The organism is Arthrobacter cryoconiti, from assembly GCF_020905375.1.
GTDB lineage: Bacteria > Actinomycetota > Actinomycetes > Actinomycetales > Micrococcaceae > Specibacter > Specibacter cryoconiti.
In genome coordinates this window covers 197,512-217,251 of the sequence record NZ_JAJJBU010000003.1, presented here as the reverse complement: position 1 = coordinate 217,251, position 19,740 = coordinate 197,512, and the positions used below count along the sequence as shown (strand labels likewise).

At 58.7% G+C, this 19,740-nt stretch carries 18 protein-coding genes and 1 tRNA gene; 7 read left to right on the top strand and 12 right to left on the bottom strand.

Translation table 11 applies throughout. The annotated features are described in order from the left end of the window. The first annotated feature begins 51 nt into the window (after nucleotides 1-51). Together trhA and LOH53_RS01230 are read left to right on the top strand one after the other, a co-directional pair. Nucleotides 52-699: a PAQR family membrane homeostasis protein TrhA gene (gene trhA, locus LOH53_RS01235; protein ID WP_230065898.1), complete on the top strand. Its 648-nt coding sequence runs from the start codon at nucleotides 52-54 to the stop codon at nucleotides 697-699. A 164-nt stretch (nucleotides 700-863) separates the two neighbouring features. Continuing rightward, nucleotides 864-1,307 (top strand): Fur family transcriptional regulator, encoded by a 444-nt coding sequence (locus LOH53_RS01230; RefSeq protein ID WP_230065897.1) that lies wholly within the window; start codon nucleotides 864-866, stop codon nucleotides 1,305-1,307. A 334-nt stretch (nucleotides 1,308-1,641) separates the two neighbouring features. Here LOH53_RS01230 and LOH53_RS01225 read toward each other — a convergent pair whose 3' ends face one another. Genes LOH53_RS01225 through mca form a run of 3 tightly spaced genes read right to left on the bottom strand, consistent with a single transcriptional unit; the run spans nucleotide 1,642 to nucleotide 5,304 of the window. Further along, nucleotides 1,642-3,909: a thioredoxin domain-containing protein gene (locus LOH53_RS01225; RefSeq protein WP_230065896.1), complete on the bottom strand. Its 2,268-nt coding sequence runs from the start codon at nucleotides 3,907-3,909 to the stop codon at nucleotides 1,642-1,644. A gap of 10 nt (nucleotides 3,910-3,919) precedes the next feature. Beyond that, a complete protein-coding gene (locus LOH53_RS16750) occupies nucleotides 3,920-4,339 on the bottom strand; it encodes a hypothetical protein (protein ID WP_326832718.1) in 420 nt (139 codons plus the stop codon). Between the two features lie 56 nt (nucleotides 4,340-4,395). Next, nucleotides 4,396-5,304, bottom strand: coding sequence for a mycothiol conjugate amidase Mca (mca, locus tag LOH53_RS01215; RefSeq protein WP_230065895.1), 909 nt, complete (start codon nucleotides 5,302-5,304; stop codon nucleotides 4,396-4,398). A 140-nt stretch (nucleotides 5,305-5,444) separates the two neighbouring features. Between mca and LOH53_RS01210 the strand changes: the two genes are divergently transcribed. Together LOH53_RS01210 and greA are read left to right on the top strand one after the other, a co-directional pair. Further along, the gene (locus tag LOH53_RS01210; protein ID WP_230065894.1) at nucleotides 5,445-5,876 is read left to right on the top strand and encodes a DUF4307 domain-containing protein; all 432 of its coding nucleotides are present in this window, start codon (nucleotides 5,445-5,447) and stop codon (nucleotides 5,874-5,876) included. Nucleotides 5,877-6,108: 232 nt separating this feature from the next. Further along, nucleotides 6,109-6,600: a transcription elongation factor GreA gene (gene greA / locus LOH53_RS01205; RefSeq protein ID WP_230065893.1), complete on the top strand. Its 492-nt coding sequence runs from the start codon at nucleotides 6,109-6,111 to the stop codon at nucleotides 6,598-6,600. A 149-nt stretch (nucleotides 6,601-6,749) separates the two neighbouring features. Here the strand turns inward: greA and ilvA are convergent, their stop codons facing one another. From ilvA to LOH53_RS01190, 3 genes are all read right to left on the bottom strand, one after another. Continuing rightward, nucleotides 6,750-7,988, bottom strand: coding sequence for a threonine ammonia-lyase (gene ilvA, locus LOH53_RS01200; protein WP_230065892.1), 1,239 nt, complete (start codon nucleotides 7,986-7,988; stop codon nucleotides 6,750-6,752). Nucleotides 7,989-8,046: 58 nt separating this feature from the next. Further along, the gene (locus LOH53_RS01195; protein ID WP_230065891.1) at nucleotides 8,047-9,297 is read right to left on the bottom strand and encodes an AI-2E family transporter; all 1,251 of its coding nucleotides are present in this window, start codon (nucleotides 9,295-9,297) and stop codon (nucleotides 8,047-8,049) included. A 77-nt stretch (nucleotides 9,298-9,374) separates the two neighbouring features. Beyond that, entirely contained in the window at nucleotides 9,375-10,304 is a 930-nt protein-coding gene (locus LOH53_RS01190) for an aldose 1-epimerase family protein (protein ID WP_230065890.1), read from the bottom strand. A gap of 81 nt (nucleotides 10,305-10,385) precedes the next feature. On the opposite strand from LOH53_RS01190, the gene LOH53_RS01185 reads away from it, so the two are divergent. From LOH53_RS01185 to galK, 3 genes are read left to right on the top strand one after another with little or no spacing between them, the layout of a single operon-like run. Continuing rightward, a complete protein-coding gene (locus tag LOH53_RS01185) occupies nucleotides 10,386-11,258 on the top strand; it encodes a DeoR/GlpR family DNA-binding transcription regulator (RefSeq protein ID WP_230065889.1) in 873 nt (290 codons plus the stop codon). After that, nucleotides 11,255-12,379 (top strand): galactose-1-phosphate uridylyltransferase, encoded by a 1,125-nt coding sequence (galT, locus tag LOH53_RS01180; protein WP_230065888.1) that lies wholly within the window; start codon nucleotides 11,255-11,257, stop codon nucleotides 12,377-12,379. Before LOH53_RS01185 ends, galT begins: the two co-directional genes overlap by 4 nt. Next, a complete protein-coding gene (gene galK, locus LOH53_RS01175; RefSeq protein WP_230065887.1) occupies nucleotides 12,376-13,548 on the top strand; it encodes a galactokinase in 1,173 nt (390 codons plus the stop codon). The genes galT and galK overlap by 4 nt, the downstream gene beginning before the upstream one ends. Before the next feature lie 242 nt (nucleotides 13,549-13,790). Here galK and LOH53_RS01170 read toward each other — a convergent pair whose 3' ends face one another. From LOH53_RS01170 to LOH53_RS01145, 6 genes are all read right to left on the bottom strand, one after another. After that, entirely contained in the window at nucleotides 13,791-14,636 is an 846-nt protein-coding gene (locus LOH53_RS01170) for a Bax inhibitor-1/YccA family protein (protein WP_230065886.1), read from the bottom strand. Between the two features lie 130 nt (nucleotides 14,637-14,766). After that, a tRNA-Leu gene (locus LOH53_RS01165) sits at nucleotides 14,767-14,839 on the bottom strand. Between the two features lie 106 nt (nucleotides 14,840-14,945). After that, nucleotides 14,946-15,452, bottom strand: coding sequence for a GNAT family N-acetyltransferase (locus LOH53_RS01160; RefSeq protein ID WP_230065885.1), 507 nt, complete (start codon nucleotides 15,450-15,452; stop codon nucleotides 14,946-14,948). Between the two features lie 207 nt (nucleotides 15,453-15,659). Continuing rightward, a complete protein-coding gene (locus LOH53_RS01155) occupies nucleotides 15,660-17,117 on the bottom strand; it encodes an NAD(P)/FAD-dependent oxidoreductase (protein ID WP_230065884.1) in 1,458 nt (485 codons plus the stop codon). Between the two features lie 125 nt (nucleotides 17,118-17,242). Further along, nucleotides 17,243-18,700 (bottom strand): S8 family serine peptidase, encoded by a 1,458-nt coding sequence (locus LOH53_RS01150; protein WP_230065883.1) that lies wholly within the window; start codon nucleotides 18,698-18,700, stop codon nucleotides 17,243-17,245. A gap of 35 nt (nucleotides 18,701-18,735) precedes the next feature. Continuing rightward, a complete protein-coding gene (locus LOH53_RS01145; protein WP_230065882.1) occupies nucleotides 18,736-19,710 on the bottom strand; it encodes a Ppx/GppA phosphatase family protein in 975 nt (324 codons plus the stop codon). Nucleotides 19,711-19,740: the final 30 nt, after the last annotated feature.

The window sequence follows — 19,740 nt, the reverse complement described above, 5'->3', positions numbered from 1 at the left end:
GATCATGGTTACCAGTGAGTAACCTCGGCGTCCGCGCGTTATGATTTTGCCATGACAAGCTCATTGGCAGCCCAGGAAAAACCCACCTGGCGAGGCTGGCTTCACACTGTCATGGCGCCCTTAGTACTTGTGGGTGGGTTGCTTGTGCTCTCACTTGCTGAGGGTGTTGGCGCCAAAGTCACAGTCGCTATTTACACCCTCACCGGCGTCATGCTATTTGGCACCAGTGCGCTTTATCACCGCATTGACTGGCAGCCGCGCACCAAAAAGCTCCTGAAGCGGTTGGATCACAGCAACATCATGCTGGTCATTGCCGGCTCCTACACTCCACTGTCCTGGCTGATGCTGCCGCGACCAACCGCCGTGTTGCTGCTGTGGCTCATCTGGACTGGAGCCGTGCTCGGGGTCTTGTTCCGAGTGCTGTGGGTGGGTGCCCCGCGATGGCTTTACGTCCCCCTATATGTTCTGCTGGGCGTGACCGCTCTCTTCTTCTTACCCCAGTTCTGGGAGGCCGGGCCACTGCCCACCTTGCTCATCTGCGCAGGCGGCGTTTTCTACATTGCCGGGGCAGTCATTTACGGGATCAAAAGACCCAATTTTAGTGCTCGCCACTTCGCCTTCCACGAACTGTTCCACGCACTGACAGTAGCTGGCTTCGCAACGCACTTTGCCGCCGTCATCCTGGTGATTTTCGCCTAATTAGAAGTACTGGCGCACGACTACGGGCTGTACGCCATGTCAACGCCTGCCTTCGTATCCCACCTTGCTCGGCTCGCCGAGGCTCTCCGGGGCTACCGGAGCTCAGCTCATCTCAAAGATACGAGTTGTTTTGAATAACTAAAAACAACTGTTAGTGTTGGATCATGGCCGCAGACGAGCAACAAGCAGTTCTAGAGGGCAGACTTCGGTCCGCCCAGCTGAAAGTGACAGCGCCGCGCGTCGCTGTTCTTGGTGTTCTCTCCAAGCGTGGACACCTTGATGCGGAAACCGTGTTTTCGCTTGTGGCGACGTCACTGCCGAAAACTTCCCTGCAGGCCGTTTACGGCGTGTTGGGCGCGTTGGTTACGGCGGGTTTGATCCGAAAAATCGAACCAGCAGCCTCCAGCGCACTGTATGAGGCACGGGTGGGAGATAACCACCATCATGTGATTTGCCTCAACTGCAAAAATGTTGAAGACGTTGACTGCATCATTGGTGCAAGCCCGTGCCTAACGCCGTCTAACTTGCAGGGGTTCGCAATTCAATCGGCGGAGATTACCTTCTGGGGACTGTGCTCCAAGTGTCAACTAAGCCCCGACGCCAGCTAGGCGCGCGACTCTAGCCTGCAACCCACCTCTAGCAACACCGTTGCCGGAGTGAGAAACAAACATCCACCCACTCATCACCACCAGACGTGGCGCTATTAGTGCTGCCCTGATCCGCTAAATCCTAAGGAATTTTCTTGAAACGCTTTTCGCTTTCGCTCACGCATCCGAACATCCGGTTCTTAGTCGCCGACTCAGCTGAAGCCACCACCCCACAGGGCTTGGCTCCGGTCAACGTCCCGCCCGCGGGATCGTATGTGAGCACCCAGGCGCAGCGTTCGGCTCATGCGGGCACATACGTGACGACAGACGCCCTGACCACAGGGCCCGTGGGGAGCTACGTGACGTCCTCGGCTCCGCGGTCGGGGCCGGTGGGATCGTACGTGAGCTCCGAGTCGTAGCCCAAAAGTGCTGCCAGTTCCGGTGCAGTAGACACGGGACGCTGGCAGGCCGTGTTGTAGCAAACGTACGCGAGCGGCTGCTCGTTGCTCCCCGATCCGATACCCCGGCCCTCCATCAGCGCAACGGGGGCCTCGCCGTCGCCCTCCCACACAGCAATAACCAACCCTGGAGAGGGAGACTTCCAAGCCTGCGACACTAAGGCATCACACGCGCCCCCCGGAACACCCACAATCGCAACTTCCACGGGCCCTGCCAGCAACGCTTCAACGACCGACAGCAACCCACCAGCAGAACGAGGCGCCCGCTGAGCTAGCTCCCGCACGGATCCCAGTAGTTGCTCAACCCAGACACGGTCTTCCCTGGCTCCTGTGTAGGCGCCATGGCTAACCAAGGCGCCAGCCAGCATAGCTACAGGGCTCGCCGTGGCATTATCGAATGGATCAGCGAATCGGGCCCCGGCCGGAGCCTGGGCCAGACCGGCACCCACGACGGCGGTGTTCATAAGAGTCCCCTCCACGGCAAAGCGCCGAGCGGACTCCAGAAGTGCCCCCGCACTGTCAAACCATGCCATATCTCCGGTGGCCGCATACAGTGCCATAAAACCATCAGCACAGGCAGCGTAATCCTCCAACATGCCTTCAATGCCGCGCGCCAGACCCTCGTGCGAGACTCGTAGTAAAACGCTGCCGTCCCAATGCACCTGACATAGATAGTGCGCTAATTCCAGGGCGGCATCCAACGCCTGCGGCTCCTCTAAAATCATTGCCGCCTCGGCGAGGGCACTCAACAGCATCCCGTTCCACGCGGCCACCACTTTCTCGTCGCGGGCAGGCATCGTGCGTTTTGCCCGCAGTGACTTCAGCCCCGGAAGTACCGTCTTCCATATAGCTCGTTCCGTTCGGCTCAACTCCCGGCCCGGGTGCAAGGCTCCGGCGCCCGCCGCAGGAATATGCATGAAATCGCCGACGGCGGACGCGGCCTGCTCTGCGTCTGTCCCGAGTGCAGCCAAATCAGACGCGACATCAGAGGCGGCGTCAGAGGCGGCGGAAATTAGTTCCTCGCGCGTCCACTGATAACTTGCCCCCTCGTGATGTACGCCATCGATGACGGTGTCTGCGTCCAGCGAGGAAGCAAAGCCGCCTCCCGGCAGCCTGAGCTCAGCCAAGAGCCACGCGATGGTTTCTTTAGCGGCGCGCCGAGCATCTTCGACGGAAAGTGTGGCACGGAGAGCACTTGTGCCGCTGGAGACGGATGAGGGCTCCTCCGCTACATTCACGCTGCCGGGAGAGCTTTCTACAAGTCGCACCCAATGTACAAGTGCCCGCAACAGCCCAGCGTTGTCGTACAGCATCTTTTCGTAGTGCGGCAAGGACCAATCCGCGCTGACGCTGTAACGGGCGAAACCACCGGCTACTTGGTCAAACAATGCTGAGCCCACCATGGCGCCAAGAGTCCTGCCAGCCAGGCCACGAGCCACCGCTGCGGTCGGCGCCTGCGTCGCGGCATGACGGATTAGGAATTCAAGCGCCGGGGTCGGAGGGAATTTCGGGGCAGTGCCTAAACCTCCGTGCAGGCGATCCTCGGCATCAGCCATGGCGAGCACTGCCGCACTGGTACACGAGGCAAGCCCGGCACCTAAACCCGCGGAAAAATCGATGACCGGATCGGCCTTGGGTGTCAGTCCGTGTCCGCTTTGAACTCTCCACACAGGGTTCGCAAGCGCTGCCGATACGGCATTCGCGGTGCTCATGACCTCTTCCGGGCGTTCCGTCCAAGCCTCGGTCACTGCCGCCAGCACCTGCCTAAACGACGGTCTGGCGGGACTCGCTTGGGGCGGAAAGTAAGTACCCGCATAAAAGGCTTGGCCGGATGGGGTCAAAAAAACGCTCATGGGCCAGCCGCCTTGGCCGGTCAGGGCCTGGGTCGCAGCCATGTACGCGTCGTCCACATCGGGGCGTTCTTCCCGATCTACCTTGATGGAGACAAAGTGCTCCCTCAGGTAGGCGCCGACCTGCGGGTCTTCAAAGGATTCGCGGGCCATGACATGGCACCAATGGCAGGCGGCGTAGCCAATTGAAAGGAAGACGGGGACATTGCGTTCGCGCGCTTGCGCGAAAGCAGCCGCACCGAAAGGGTGCCAGTCCACCGGGTTGCTGGCGTGTTGGCGCAGGTACGCACTGGGTTCGCTAGCAAGCCGATTCATCTAAGAACCCCTAGTTCTTCTGCGTGGCGTCCCCGGACGAGGCGCCCGTTCCGGTGGTTGTCGGCCTAGCATTCTCTTGCCCGCTTGGCTGATCCCCCGCGTCTGCCTGCTTTTTACTGCTCGGGAGAGAATTTTCTTCAACCGCGAAACCCGCGGCTCGCACTGCCTCATCAGACATAATCGGGATGTCTATATAGTCAGCGCGTGGGCCGTGCGATCCGCCGCCGTCGCTCACCTGTGCACGGTAGCGGACCCGGCGGACGCGCCTGATCATGTCGCGGATCAAAAAGAACATCACGATCACAATGGAAAACGTGATCACGAAGCCCAAAAGCCCGGGGGTGATCTGGTCCTCGGAAAGCCCGGGGCGCAGCGTAGGTATTTGCGGATTCGGGGAAACCGTCTCGGCAAGCAAAATCAAAGAGTGCACAATTCGTCTTTCATTTCATCCCCGCGGGCCAGGTGCACGCGGGAGACTTTCACTAGCTATCGTAGGCCAGCAAACAGATCGTTCTCTGGGACATTCATGGGAACGTGTGACTTCACCAACGAGTAGTCCTCCCACGGCCATACTTTACGTTGCATTTGCGGGCTGACGGCAAAGAAGAAGCCTTCAGGGTCCACCTGAGTTGCGTGCGCGCGCAGGGCGTCGTCGCGCTTTTCAAAGAAGTCCCCGCAGTCCACCCTGGTGGTTGCCGGGTTCGTTGCTGCTGGCGGCGTGTGGCCTTCCGTGTCCGCTTCCAGCCAAGCCGCCAATCGTTGTGCGTAAGGTGAGGCTAGGCCCGCTTCCTCAAGAGCGTAATGCAGAGCCCTGAATCGCTGGGGGTTGAAGGCTAAGTCGTAGTAGAGCTTCTGCGGCGTCCAGGCCTCCCCCGTGCCGGGGTACGCGGCAGGGTCCCCTGCCGCGTTGAATGCCTCCACACTGACCTTGTGCGCCATGATGTGATCCGGGTGTGGATAACCACCGTTCTCGTCATAGGACACAATCACGTGCGGCCGGAAGCGACGCACCAAACGCACCAGGGGTGCTGCTGCAATTTCCAGCGGCTTCAGGGCAAAGCAATTTGCTGGCAGCTCCGGCAGTGGGTCACCTTCAGGCAAACCAGAGTCAGTAAAACCGAGCCATTGGTGCTCGATTCCCAAAATGGCGGCAGCTCGCGCCATTTCAATTCGGCGGGCACCTCCCATGTCACGCCCGGAATGCGCGTCACCGATCATTGCAGGATTTTGAATCCCACCGAGTTCACCCCCTGTGCACGTGGCCACCATGACGCGCACACCCGATGCCGCATAGGAGGCCATTGTGGCGGCACCCTTGCTAGCTTCGTCGTCGGGGTGGGCGTGGATGGCCAGCAAACGCAGAGGCTCGGCTCGCTGCCCTTCAGGAGTACTCACGGTGGTTACCTTCGATTCTTGATGCAATTTAAGTAGAGGAATCTAGTACCAGAATAAACGCTAAACTTGTGATGTCCTTACGCCCCTAGCGGGGCAGCCGGCCCGCGGCGCAACCGCGGATCAAGACACCAGTGGATGCAGTGACAAAATCTGATTCTCCAGTAGCTTCTAGCGTAACGAACCGCTATGGCTCACCCAAGCGAGCACTGTCTAAAAGAGCAAAGCTGCTTCTCACAGTTATTGCCAGCACCCTAGCCTTAGTGTGGATACTGTGGGTCGTCTTCGGCGGCGGACCGACCGTGACACAAAAGATCCTCAGCTACAACGTGGTGGACTCCACGCAGGTCACCGTGGATATCGCTGTCACTAAAGACTCTGCGGACACTGCCCGATGCGCTGTCAAAGCACTGAATTCCACGTTCGCGATAGTGGGCTGGAACGTCATTACTGTCGGCCCAAACAGCACCGACGTCGGTAGTGAAAATGGCCGGACCACCACGGTTCGAGGAGAAGTTCGCACCGACTCGCTAGCCGTGACGGGCGTGGTAGATAATTGTTGGATCGTGTCGTAAAGCCCACTTTGAAGACTGTCTGATGACTGGCCCGCGCGCCATTCTTGGGTTTATCTGGCTCATTGACTAAACTGGGAATAATACCTTTGCCCCGCTAGGTCATCCATGGTTGATTCAGTTGTTTGATTCCGTGCCTTGGTGCGTTCACTAACCAGTGACTGTGCCAGCCGTAAACCACCATGGAAACGGCCCACGCGGGGTCTTTGCTTTTTGTACATTCAAGGAGAAACTCGTGCCTACCACTAACAGCGCCCCTGCTGCCTGGCTGACTCAGGAAGCTTTTGACCGCCTCCAAGCAGAGCTGACTCAGCTCTCCGGTCCGGGACGCGCCGAAATCGTCAGCAAGATTGAGCAGGCCCGCCAGGAAGGCGACCTGAAGGAAAACGGCGGCTACCACGCAGCTAAGGACGAACAAGGCAAGATTGAAGCCCGTATTCGCCAGCTCAGTGAACTTCTGCGCTACGCCCATGTGGGTGATGCACCTGCCGACGACGGCATCGTCGAACAGGGCATGCTCGTGGTAGCAATCATTGGCGGCGAAGAGACCACATTCTTGCTGGGTAGCCGTGAAGTTGGCACCGCCAAGGTTGAAGTGTTTAGTGAACGCTCTCCGCTTGGTGCCTCCATCATGGGTCATAAAATGGGCGAGTCCGTCAGCTACTTGGCACCCAATGGCAAAACGATTGAGGTGGAGATCATCTCCGCCAAGCCATACCAAGGATAGACACAGCACGCCTGCCAGCGCAGTGCACCCAACAATTTAGTGCACCCAGCAACTAACCCGCAGTAGTTGCACGAAAACGTCCGTTTTTGTGCAACTACTGCGGGTTAGTTGTTTTAATACAGTCGATGAGGGCTGCCCGTTTGCGCGGGCTAGTGGACCACGATCGGTTGGAAGCCCTCGGTACGCAGCGCCGTCAGAACCAGTTCACAATGCTCGTGGCCCTTGGTTTCCAAATTAACTGTGATGGAAACATCGCCCATGGAGATAGACCCACCTACGCGGGTATGGTCCACGCCAGTAACGTTGGCGTCGTTTTCGGCGATGATGCGTGAAATGGTTGCCAGAGCGCCAGGGCGGTCGTTAAGCATGATCCGTACCGTGAGGAAACGCCCGGCCGCAGACAGGCCTCGCTGGATGACCTTAAGCATGAGCATCGGGTCAATGTTGCCTCCCGTCAACACCACAACTGTGGTGCCGGGATTCTCAATTTTACCTTCCATGAGCGCCGCAACGCCCACGGCTCCTGCCGGTTCAACCACCATCTTGGAACGTTCTAAGAGGAAGATCAGTGCGCGTGCCAACGCGTCTTCACTCACTGTGACGACGTCGTCCACAAGTTCGCGGATGATCGAGAATGGCAGTTGACCGGGCCGGCCCACAGCTATTCCGTCAGCCATTGTGGACAGTTTCTTCAGCGGAACCAAGGCATCGGCTGCCAGAGAAGGCGGGTAGGCTGCGGCATTCTCCGCCTGAACACCAATGACCCTGATTTCCCGGCCCAGTTCTTTGGCCCTCGCTTTAACGGCCACGGATACCCCGGCCAGCAGCCCCCCACCGCCAACACCCATAATGATGGTGTCGACGTTGGGGACCTGATCTAGAATCTCCAGACCTATGGTCCCCTGCCCGGAGATGACGTCCTTGTTGTTAAAGGGGTGGACAAAGACTGCGCCCGTTTCAGTGGCATACTTTTCAGCCTCCGCTAATGACTCATCCACGTTATAGCCGTGCAGCACTACCTCGGCTCCATGGCCGCGCGTGGCCGCCAGCTTCGGTAGCGCTACCCCGACGGGCATATAAATACGCGACTTGATACCGAGCGCCTTAGCAGCGACCGCCACGCCTTGGGCATGGTTTCCTGCCGATGCCGCCACCACTCCGCGTGCCCGTTCTTCAGCGGAGAGACGAGCCATGCGCGTATAGGCCCCACGGACTTTGAAGGAACCCGCTCGCTGCAAATTTTCACACTTGAGGAAAACCTCGGAGCCGGTCATTCGTCCCAGGGCACGGGAGCTTTCAATGGGAGTGTTGGCAATAATTTCCTGCAGCAATTCCCGTGCGGCTTGAACATCGGCGAGGGTTACGGGCAAATCGCTGCTTGCGTTCACGGTGCTTATCTCTTTCTCAGGGTGATCAGTGCGTTTAAAATCTATGTGATTTACGAATCTAGAGGATCGGGCCAGGTTCCTCCGGGCTGCGGCCGGGATCTTGCTGTTGCTCCGTGAGCGTGGACGCCGTCGTGCCGGGTCCTTGGCCTTGCCCACCACTCGCTATGGACGCGGGTATCTCTGCGGTGACGTAGCCGTACTCCGCTGCGAGGGCAGGATCCCTCTCCCAGGCCCGTTCGGCAATGTAGCGGATGCTGGAGTTCGCAACAGCCAGAAGCGGCACGGCAAACAAGGCCCCAAGGATTCCTGAGACGCTGGACCCCGCGGCCACAGCCAAAATCACAGCAACTGGGTGCAAGGAGACTGCCCGACCCATAATGAACGGCTGAAGTAGGTGACTTTCAAGCTGCTGAACAGCGAGCACGATGGCCAGCATGATCAACGCATTCACCCAGCCGTTAGCGACCAGAGCCAGCAGGACTGCCACAGCTCCGGTGACAAGAGCACCCACCACGGGGATAAATGATCCTACAAAGACCAGTACGCCCAGAGGCAGGGCCAGCGGAACTTGGATGATGGCGGCACCGGCACCAATTCCTACAGCGTCCACGGCTGCCACCAGGATCTGGACCCGAACATAGCTTCCTAGTGAGGTCCATCCACGACGCCCGGCACCATCAATGGCTGGCCGCGCGCGTCGGGGAAAGAACCGCACCAAAAATGCCCAAATCCGCTCCCCTTCCAACAAGAAGAAGATCAAAATGAACAAAGTCAGCAACAGCCCGGCGGCGAAATGGCCAAATCCGCTACCAATACCCAGTGCTTTACTCGCAATGGTAGAGCTATTATTTTGCAAGGCATCAAGTGCGTCTTGAAGATAATTCTCAATTTGGTCGTTGCTCAACGACAGCGGTCCCGTGGTTAGCCACGCCTGGATCTGGATTAGGCCAGTGACGGCCTGTTTGCTGAGCTCGGCAATTCCGCTCACCATCTGGCGTCCCACAAGGAACAATCCACCCACCACCAGAACCAAAAGCCCAACTTCCGTGATGGCGACGGAAAGACCGCGGGGAACACCAATTTTGCGCAGTCCCATCATCGCTGGGCGTAATAGGGCGGCAAAAAGCGTGGCGACCATCAAAGGGATCACCAGAATTGAGATCTTGCCCAGAAGCCAGATGAGCATGGCCCCCACGATCAGGACCAGGGCGAGGCGCCAAGCCCAGTCGCCGGCAACTTTCAGGGCAAAGGGGACAGTGGGGTCTTCACTGTGGGTATCGCGCTCTGGTTGTTGCTGTAGGGGCGTCATAGACCAATAATTCCCTATCCAGCAAAAATACGTAAACCGGCGTCCATTTTTGTGAAGGGGCGGAACTCACGCAGTAGCTAGAGAACGGCGTCAATCCCCCAATTCATACTAAATTCCGCTCCGGGTTCCAGCCACCGCAGGCCATCTCCGGAGTTGAAAGCGTTGGCCGGTCCGGTCATTGGTTCCATGGCAACCGCTAGTGGCCTACCGGGGAATGCCGAAGTGATGAACACATGAACATGAGAAACACTTCCGTCATGCCAGAGCGACACACTGCGTCCGTCGGGGGCGGAGAGCGTGTGCTGGGCTTCTCCGTTGTCAGTGAGAAGATCCGTGAACGCCGTATCCATCTCTCCCTCTCCTAATAGCCTGCCCTCGCGGAGGTCGTGGCGGCCATCCACGGGAAGGGCCTGGGTGGGGATCATACGTTCGTCGCTGGCAAGATAAGTGGCCGCTTTGACGGTGACGGATAGCGTCTGCGGCGCAGCGCTACCCAATCGAAAATACGGGTGTGCGCCGAGCACGAAAGGGGCAAGGCGGCTGGAATCGTTAATGAGCGTTTGTCGCACCCGGAGCGCACCTGTTTCGGTGAGTTCGTAATGGACACGGTGGCGGGCCAGGAACGGATAGCCATGCTGGGGGTGAATGGGCGCTTCAAGTACCACGTGACTCGAGGAGGACTCAAGTGCCGTATAGCCGGTATTACGCAACAATCCGTGGATAGCATTGTGCATAGCCACTTCCGTAATATCTAGCTGCTGGGGATCGCCGTCGAGCATCCAGCGGCCATCAGCAATACGGTTGGCAAAGGGTGCCAGAGTGATGCCTGACGCGCCGGGCGCGATTGAGCCAACGCCGTAGCTTTCCACAAGTTCCACACCATCGCGAACATACTCACGAAGCCCCGCAGCCAAGGAGACGACGACGGCCCGGGATCCCCCGCGCTGCAAAGTGTATTGAGGGCCCGTGGCCGGGGCGGCGGAGCGTTCTCCGGAGAGTGTAGTCATGCAGCCACGGTACCTCGTGACCGCCCGGATATTCCGAATTCGTCACTAGCTCTGTGAAAACTAAGTCGATAATGTAATATTTTGTTTGAAACTATTTGTTTTTCTCCTGCACAGGACGGGGACTCAATGCTGGCACCTGAACGCCAGGCACGTATTCTCAAACAACTCCAACTCCATGAGGCCGTCCGGGTAGTGGATGTCGCCGCGGTTTTGAACGTCAGCGAAATGACTATCCGCCGTGACATCGAATCCCTGGACCACAGTGGACTGGTACGTAAAATCCATGGTGGCGCCATGCGGCTTGCCCGGCTTAGCGCCCTAGAACCGGGTTTTCTACTCAATGTGGACAAGGAGCTGGACGCCAAAATTTCTATCGCCATCCAGGGCGTAGCCCTGGTCCAGCCCGGCATGACATTGGCGCTGACAGGCGGCACCACAACGTACCAGTTTGCCGTCCATCTCGCGGCGGAACTAGAGCGAATTCAGAACCTGACGGTTGTGACAAATTCGCTCAAGGTTGCCGATCTGCTCTATCAGCGGCACGGTTCTTCCTACTGCAAAGTGATTGTTACGGGCGGAGAACGGACGCCGTCGGAGGCTTTGGTGGGTCCCGTTGCTCGCCTGGCCATTAACAGTCTCAACACAGACATGTGTTTCATGGGTGTCCACGGGCTGGATACCAAAAGGGGTCTGAGTAGCCCGAACCTCCTAGAAGCTGAAACTAACGCTGCCTTCATCGAATCAACCAGTCGATTGGTGGTGCTGGCGGACAGCAGCAAGTTTGGGGTCCGCTCCCTCGCCACGATCGCTCCTTTGTCCGCAGTGGACACCATTTTGAGCGACGGCGGTCTCGAGCCTGCCGTGCGCGATGCTTTTGCGGCGCTGGTGCCAACCTTCACGATGGCACCTGCCATACCCGAATCCCCCACCAAACAGAGCAGGAAGTCCTCATGACCACCGCCACCAGCACTCTTTTGGCCGACGGCCGGGAACTGATCTACTTTGACGAAGGCCCTGTGGCACACCACCACACGGGCGCAGATACCCGTCCTTTGGAGCCCCGCTCGGATGCCGATACCGGCGAACTCCGTTTCGATGCGCTCACGAATGACTGGGTCGCCATCGCCGCGCACCGGCAGAGCCGCACCTATCTGCCCCCGGCAGACCAGTGCCCGTTGTGTCCGAGCACCGGCGCCAATCTTTCCGAAATCCCAGACGCAGCCTACGACGTAGCGGTTTTTGAAAACCGATTCCCTTCTTTGGGCCCCGCTTTGGGGCTAACTCCCGAGCACCCGGCCTGGGGAAGTACGGGTAAGGCATTTGGCCGGTGCGAAGTAGTGGCCTTCACCTCCCAACACACAGGGTCCTTTGGCGGATTGTCGCCCCAGCGCGCACGTACAGTAATTGATGCCTGGGCGCACCGCACAGAAGCCCTGAGCTCACTACCGGGCATCAAGCAAGTGTTCCCGTTCGAAAACCGCGGCCAGGACATCGGAGTGACACTTCATCATCCGCACGGACAGATTTACGCGTATTCCTATGTTCCGCCCCGCAGCGCGGTCATGGCTAATGCGGCACAAGCGTTCTATGAAGCGCACGACGGCCGCGAGTCGCTTCTGGGTTCCATTGTTGCCAGCGAAGTGAAATCGGGTGAACGAATGGTAGCCCAAGGCGAACACTTTAGCGCCTATGTTCCGTTTGCCGCCCACATGCCTCTTGAAATCCATCTAACCCCACACCGCCACGTCCCTGATTTCGCCTCGCTGAACGACGCCGAACGGGACGAACTGGCAGTCATGTACCTTGATGTGCTGCGCCGTGTGGACGCCCTGTATGAGAGCCCCACGCCCTACATTGCGGCCTGGCATCAGGCGCCTCTGGTCCCTTCGCTGCGTGCGGCGGGCCGTCTACATTTGCAATTGACCTCACCGCGCAGGGCAGCGGACAAACTAAAGTTCCTGGCCGGGTCAGAGGCAGCCATGGGCGCCTTCATCAATGACACAACTCCCGAACAAACAGCAGCAGTTCTGCGCGGCCTCAATGTCCCCACCACCGCGAAAGTCCACGCACTATGAACGCATCCGCGACCCAGCCCATCAGCGCACAAAACGTGGCAGACACTTTCGCCACAGTGTTTGGCTATCCCCCTGATGGTGTGTGGGTGGCTCCTGGCCGCGTGAACCTGATAGGTGAGCATACCGACTACAACGACGGGTTCGTGCTGCCTTTTGCCATTGACCGTGAGGCCACGGTGGCGGTGCGTCTGCGTGCGGACCAGACCGCTCGGCTCATATCCAGTTACGGAGATAAAAAGATGGTGGAAGTTGACATCTCCACGCTCTCCCACGGCACCATGACAGGGTGGACTGCTTATCCCCTCGGCGTTGTGTGGGTGTTGGCCCAAATGGGCGTGGAAGTTGGCGGTTTTGATCTCTATCTGCATTCCACGGTCCCGTCAGGAGCTGGATTGTCCTCCTCCGCAGCTATTGAGTGCGCAGTATCCACAGCGCTTAACGATCTTTACGGTGCCCAGTTTTCGCCCAAGGAGCTGGTACTTATTGGCCAGCGCACCGAGAATGAGGTCGTTGGTGCTCCCACCGGGATCTTGGACCAATCGGCGTCTTTGCTCGCCTCTGACGGCCATGCCGTTTTTTTGGATTGCCGCACCCGCGAGTCACATTTGGTTCCTTTGGATCTCTCCGGTGCCGCTCTGCGGATTCTGGTCGTGGACACCAAAGTCACCCATGCCCACGCGACCGGTGGTTATGCCGAACGGCGGGCTTCCTGCGAGCTGGGTGCACAAATGCTCGACGTCCCGTCACTGCGTGAACTCACAGCGGCCCAGTTGCCGGAGGCCGCTCTGCGCCTGGACGCAGTAACCTACCGTCGGGTGCGGCACATTGTCACAGAGAATCAGCGAGTTTTGGACACGGTAGTGGTTCTGGACGACGCCGGTCCCACAGCGATTGGTGCCCTTCTCACCGCCAGCCACTCCTCCATGCGCGATGACTTTGAAATCTCCTGCGCCGAACTGGACCTAGCCGTCGCCACCGCCTTGGAGAATGGCGCCCTTGGTGCGCGCATGACGGGCGGCGGCTTTGGCGGCTGCGCGATCGCACTCATCCCGGAAGCCGAAGAACTAAAGGTTCGCGACGCCGTCGACCGTGCGTTTGCGAAGGCTAACTGGCAAGCACCGGACTTCTTCACCGTCTCCCCCGGTCCCGGAGCCCGCCGCATCCTTTAGCTCCGAAGCAACTGAAGCAACTGATCCGGGAAGCTGGTTCGTCCCGGACCGGCAGAACGTCTAGGAGCAGGGATTGAATCCACGGAGAGCGACAGATCGTTGCCACCTATAGCGACGCTGAGCACCACGTGATGTTAGCGGATGAACGAAACAGCAACGTCCGCCCGATCCTACGAAGACCGGGCGGACGCTTTATTGAAATATGAGAGTGCTGAGTTGATTTTTACCGGGGACAGCTGGCCTTAGTCGTTGCCCCGCAGGATTGCTAGCAGGCGCAGGATCTCCACATAGAGCCAGACCAAGGTGACGGTCAGCCCGAAGGCCGCTGTCCATGAGTACTTTGCGGGGAGCCCGTTCTGGACACCCTTCTCAATGGACGTGAAATCGACAATCAGCGAGAACGCGGCCAAGCCGATGGCAAAAACGCCCAGGATTAAACCGAACGGAATATTGGTGCCGGGGATGTGCATGCTATTGATGCCCCAGGGACTGGACGTTCCCCCGAACACCATCAAGCCCAAGTTGATGAGAGAGAACAAGGCATACCCGGCCAAGGCGATGATGAAGAACCGGGTCATTTTCGGGGTGGCGCGGACCTTGGCATTGCGGAACAGCACCAAGGTCACTGCGAACACGCTGAGCGTGCCAAGAACTGCCTGAACGACAATCCCGGGGTAAGCCTGTTCGAGAAACTGCGAGATACCACCGAGGAACATTCCCTCAAATGCGGCGTAGCAAAGGATCAACGCTGGCGAAGGCTGCTTCTTGAAGGAGTTGACCAGTCCCAGGACGAGCCCGACGATCATGCCCGGGAGCATCAGGATAGGGAAAATCCAGCCTAATGCGGCGCCGGCCAAGACCATGGCCAACGTTCCCACGGTCTTCATGATGACGTCGTCGTAGCTCATCCGGCCAGTCTGCTGAGCAGTAGCTGAGGGCTTGCTGTACATCTGCTGAAGCTGCTCTGCGGAAAGCTGGGTCTGCTGCGCACCGATGGTGGCGGCCCCATTGGCGTAGCCGCGCTGTCCAGCAGGCACGTCCTTGAAGTTCTTGTTATTGGCAAATACCGGATTTCCACCAAGTGCCATGGCGCTGATTCCTCCGAAATAGGGGGGTAAATTATGTTTCAAGTCTACCAAGTAAGACGCGCAGGAACGCCAACAAGTTCCCGGCGGAGCCGTATCGTGATGCACGACTCTATGAAAAGCAAAAAATTTGTACCCCAGGTCGGACTCGAACCGACACTGAATGGATTTTAAGTCCACTGCCTCTGCCATTGGGCTACTGGGGCGTAAAAAATCTACGAATGCATTGCGATCTTAACACTACTGGATAATGCTCGCCCAAAATAAACCAGCTCACAGTGTTCAGTGTGGAGACAGCAAATTCGCGCAAAACTATTTTGACAAACGGTTAAAAGGTTCCGCATAGCGGAACTGACCGCGTGTATCAGCGCCGTATCCGGACAACGGGAGCGCCATGAAGTGCGAACCCCAGGATCGATCCGGTGAAGCAATACCCAAGGAGTCTGCCGGCAAGAAGCCAAGGCGCGGAAAATAATCCACACTCCCTAAGAGCACTATGGCATTCTCCCCGGCCGCATTCGCGGTCGTGACGGTAGCATTTATCAGCATGGCTCCAATACCTTGGCGCTGATATTTTTCCAGCACACCAATGGGCCCCAATCCCAATGCAGGCGCAGTGCCGATCCGGCCACGGGTGCTGATGACGTACCCGCGAATCTCGCCTGACTCCGATTCAGCCACCAAAGAGTACTCCGGCAGATATTCACGTGCGGCAAATAATTCACGCAATAGCCGCGCTTCCACTTTGCTCGAAAACGCAGCCTCGATCACGGCTTGGATCTCCGGCCGGTCCGGAGCACGTTCGCGCCTAATGATCATGGGGCCAGTCTATGGGGCAGCTCAGACGCGCCTTCTCTACTACCTTGAGGATGCGCGCAGGGGAGGCGGTAAGTACACAATAAAGTGCGACGGCGATCCTCCCGCAGTGGGAGGGTCACCGCCGCACAGTGAGACGTCGAGGCAGTGCCACTCAACTCAGCCTCACTAAACTCAGCGACGCTAAGGCACTGACACTACGAGTTTGAACTACTTAGCAGCCGGCGCTTTTTCTTTAGCATCAGCTGACTCTGGCGCTTTTGCTTCTTCCGCAGGCGCCTGCGCAGGAGCCGCAGCGGCGGGCTTCGGCTTCGGGGTGGCAGCCTCGACGAATGTCTTGCGGGGGTTGTCCAAGTTCAGCAGCTGGGAAAGGTCGCGGCCAGCAACCATGGCGACAAACCAGTCAGTGATGACGCGGTATTTGCGTTCGACTGTCGGCATAGCCAGGCCATGGTAGCCACGGTGCGCCAACCAAGCCGGTGCGCCCTTTAGTTGGATGCCCATAATCTTGGCAACACCCTTCCACTGTCCAAACCCGGCAACCGCACCCAAGTTCTTGTGCTTGTAGCCGGTCATCGTCTTGTTGAAACGGCTGGCCCACAGGTTTTTGGCCAGGCGTTTGGCTTGGCGCAGGGCGTGCTGAGCATTAGGGACACAGGTTCCGTCGGGCAAGCCGCCGGTAACATCAGGCACGGCTGCAACGTCGCCAGCAGCCCAGGCGTTCGGGATGACGCCGAACTCGCCAGTGATCTGCAGGTTCGTATTGACGGAGACGCGGCCACGGGGTTCGATCGGGAAGTCTGTGGAGCGAACCATCGGGTTCGCCATGACACCGGCGGTCCAGATCAGAGTATCTGCATCGAACTGCTGAGCAAGAGACTTATCGGGCAAGTTGATGAGCTTGAGGTTGTGCTCTTCCGCGTTGTCCAACGACGTATTAAGAAGGACTTCAACGCCACGGCTGCGCAAGTGCTCCACAACCCAGAGGGCTTGAGACTGCGTAACTTCGGGCATGATGCGTCCCATAGCTTCAACGAGCACAAAGCGCAGTTCAGATTGGTCCACCAACGGGTTGAGCTTGACTGCGGCACGGGCCATGTCCTCTAGCTCTGCGATGGTTTCGATTCCTGCGAAACCACCACCAACTACAACAAACGTCAGCGCACGCTTACGGGTCGCCGGATCTTTTTCGGTGCCAGCTTCTTCAATAAGGGAGAGCACCTGATCGCGCAGGGCGACAGCCTCCTCGATGGACTTGAGTCCGATTCCGGACTGCGCCAGGCCCTTGATGGGGAACGTGCGGGTTACGGCACCTGCCGCCAGAACTACGTCATGGTAGGGCAGTTCAAACGGTGCGCCGCCGTCGGCCGGGGCGACCATGGCTGTGCGATTTGCGTGGTCAATGCTGGTCACTGACCCCTGCAGCAGCTCAGTTTCCTGTAGGTGCTTTCGGTGTGAAACAACCGCGTGGCGGGGCTCAATATTGCCTCCGGCCACTTCGGGAAGGAACGGCTGGTACGTCATGTACGGCAGCGGATCAACCAGGGTGAGAATGCCACCGGACTTGGCGATCTTCTTCTGAAGTTTCAATGCAGTGTAGAGGCCAACGTAACCGCCGCCAACCACCAGAACGCGGGGACGGGATGAAAATGTGGGTGTGAGTGCCATATCTCCATGATACAACGATTGTGAAAATATTCACTAATACGTTTCTCGCTATGGCGTAACGCACCCCAAGCTCACGTTTTTTTGACACAGTACGACGCCGGGCACCGCCGCCGCTATAACCCGTCTCAGCGCTGGTGGCTGCCTTTGACCTGCACCGAGCTGTCCTTGGAGTCCGCAGTGTCTAAGTCGGTAGGCTCAGCAGAATCTGAGTCAATGGGCTCAGCGGTACCCACGCCGGTGGAACTCGAGGAACCAGGCATATTCAGTTTTCGACGCACCACAAGTAAGTGCGTGCTGCCCGCCGCGACGATGAGCAGTAAGAGTCCGCCAAAGCCAAAAACAATCGCAGTCGGCGCAGCGCCGGAAAGCTCAGTCGCGCGCGCAGCGCGCGGGGCAGGCCGGTCTGCGACGGTTGGACCAGGCACGGGTTCTGCTGAGACAGTGGCGCCTGCCGTGGGCGCGGATACTGCCACCCGGCGGTGAACACGAATCCAATCGGCGATGCTACCCAAAGGATTGGCCTCCACGACGGGGATGTCAGCTGTGAGCGCAGCGTTTGCGTCCACAAGCCCATAGCCATAAATTGCGTTGGGAACGCCGTCACCCTTCGGCTTGGCGGAGGAAATAATTCTATTTATGACCTGCGCTGCTGACATGTCCGGGTACTTTGATCTAATCAGCGCAGCGACCCCTGCCACGATCGGCGCGGCTCCACTGGTGCCGCTCCACCGCGCGTAACCGCCTCCGGGTAATCCGCCTGCCAAGTCTTCGGCCGGAGCACTGACCCCAATGCTGATTCCCTGTGAGGAAGAATCGTTGCTGGCCGCACCGTTCTTATCCAGCCCACCCACTGCCAGTACACCAGGAATGGTCGCCGGAGCACCCACCTGCTCGCTTCCCGAGGCCCGGTTTCCGGCGGCCGCTACAATCACGACGTCTTTGGACTCAGCGTAAGAAAATGCGTCGTCCCAACTTTCCGGCCAGGCAGTGGAAGTGCTTCCCAGCGACATGTTGATGACCCTTGCACCGTGGTCCACAGCCCATTTGACGGCAGCAGGAATCTGATCGTCCACGGTTTTCCCGGACGGGTTTTCGCTGCCGAGCCAGACGGAGATACTCAACAGCTCTGCTTTGGGAGCAACGCCCACCACTCCGTCAGGTCCAGCCCCGGCCTTCACTCCAGGGGGCGTTGAGGGGCCAACTGGGCTGGAGGAGGGGTCAGTATGTCCGCGTCCAGCCAACATAGTCGCCACAAGGGTTCCGTGCTCCGGTTCGGAACCGACACCCTTGGTGCCGTTTCCGTTTCCGGAACCGGACATGTCTACCCCGCCGACTACCGCGCCGGCTAAATCCTTATGGCTGGAGTCCACACCGCTGTCGATGATGGCAACCTTGACACCTTCACCTTGGGAGGTGTCCCAAGCCGCCGTGATGCCGTATTGATCCAGCCAATATTCGCGGTTGCGGATGTCATCCGCGGACGCAGCGGGTGCTAACGCTATCCCGGAAAAAAGGGCGAGCGCCAGCGCTGCGGCAGCCGATCTGCGCAGGTTTCTGCGCAGTGGCTGGGGCGATACCGGCATAAAAACTCGTTTCCAGTGGATGCGGCCAAAAAATGTCAGCTGATTCCCCTAGCCGTACCAAGGGCGATTCCGTCTAGAATATCGTGTTCACTGGTGGTTTCCGATTCAATGCGTCCTCCCGTGAGCACCGCGAGCCGCAGTAAGACGGTGCGCCAGATCAGTGAGCCGGCACCAATGACATCAACACGCCCCGGATGCATGAAGCCCAATTCGGCGCGTTCTGCCCGACTCATGCCCAGTAGGGCGCTAGCTGCGGCTTCCGCAGTTTCTAAGGGCACGACGGCGGCATGGATCTTCTCCGGCTCATAGCGTTCAAGCCCCAAGGCCTGAGCTGTGATGGTCGTGACGGTTCCAGCCACCCCGACTACTTTCGTCACGTTAGCGAGAGGCACAGTAGAAAGTACCTCGACCAGTTTGACCTCCACCGCAGCCTCTGCCGTTGCGATTTCCAGGGCTGTGGGTGGGTCGCTTTTCAGGTAGCGTTCGGTGAATCGTACGCAGCCCATATCTGTGCTCACAGAAGCCTGCACACCGTGGGCGTTTCCCACCACGAACTCGGTGCTGCCACCGCCTAGGTCAACGACCAGGACAAGTTCGTTTTCAAGTGCGGGCAGTACACTTGTGGCTCCGGTAAAGGACAATGCGGCTTCTTGATCCCCGGTGGCCACTTCAGGTTCCACACCAAGGCGGGCCTTGATGCCCGCAACGAACACATCCCGGTTACCGGCGTCGCGCGTTGCGCTTGTGGCAACAAACCTGATGCGCTCCACGGCTGTACCGTCCAGCGCGCAGTCTCGTATCAGCGCAGCGTAATCCTCTGCTGCCGCAAAAGTCCGTGCCAAGGCTTCCGGAGCGAGCATGCCGGTGGCATCGACGCCTTGCCCTAATCGCACCACCCGCATTTCACGGTGAACATCCGTCAATGTGGCCACACCCGCGGCGGAATTGGATACATCTGCGATGAGCAGACGGATTGAGTTAGTCCCGCAATCAATGGCGGCTACGCGCATGGTCAAGCCTTTCTGGTACGGGGTGGTTTT

Bases quoted from the DNA above. Each gene is read 5' to 3' on its own strand.
- trhA (WP_230065898.1), top strand. From the start codon at position 52: ATGACAAGCTCATTGGCAGCCCAGGAAAAACCCACCTGGCGAGGCTGG.
- LOH53_RS01230 (WP_230065897.1), top strand. From the start codon at position 864: ATGGCCGCAGACGAGCAACAAGCAGTTCTAGAGGGCAGACTTCGGTCC.
- LOH53_RS01225 (WP_230065896.1), bottom strand. From the start codon at position 3,909: ATGAATCGGCTTGCTAGCGAACCCAGTGCGTACCTGCGCCAACACGCC.
- LOH53_RS01195 (WP_230065891.1), bottom strand. From the start codon at position 9,297: ATGACGCCCCTACAGCAACAACCAGAGCGCGATACCCACAGTGAAGAC.
- LOH53_RS01190 (WP_230065890.1), bottom strand. From the start codon at position 10,304: ATGACTACACTCTCCGGAGAACGCTCCGCCGCCCCGGCCACGGGCCCT.
- galT (WP_230065888.1), top strand. From the start codon at position 11,255: ATGACCACCGCCACCAGCACTCTTTTGGCCGACGGCCGGGAACTGATC.
- galK (WP_230065887.1), top strand. From the start codon at position 12,376: ATGAACGCATCCGCGACCCAGCCCATCAGCGCACAAAACGTGGCAGAC.
- LOH53_RS01170 (WP_230065886.1), bottom strand. From the start codon at position 14,636: ATGGCACTTGGTGGAAATCCGGTATTTGCCAATAACAAGAACTTCAAG.
- LOH53_RS01160 (WP_230065885.1), bottom strand. From the start codon at position 15,452: ATGATCATTAGGCGCGAACGTGCTCCGGACCGGCCGGAGATCCAAGCC.
- LOH53_RS01155 (WP_230065884.1), bottom strand. From the start codon at position 17,117: ATGGCACTCACACCCACATTTTCATCCCGTCCCCGCGTTCTGGTGGTT.
- LOH53_RS01150 (WP_230065883.1), bottom strand. From the start codon at position 18,700: ATGCCGGTATCGCCCCAGCCACTGCGCAGAAACCTGCGCAGATCGGCT.
- LOH53_RS01145 (WP_230065882.1), bottom strand. From the start codon at position 19,710: ATGCGCGTAGCCGCCATTGATTGCGGGACTAACTCAATCCGTCTGCTC.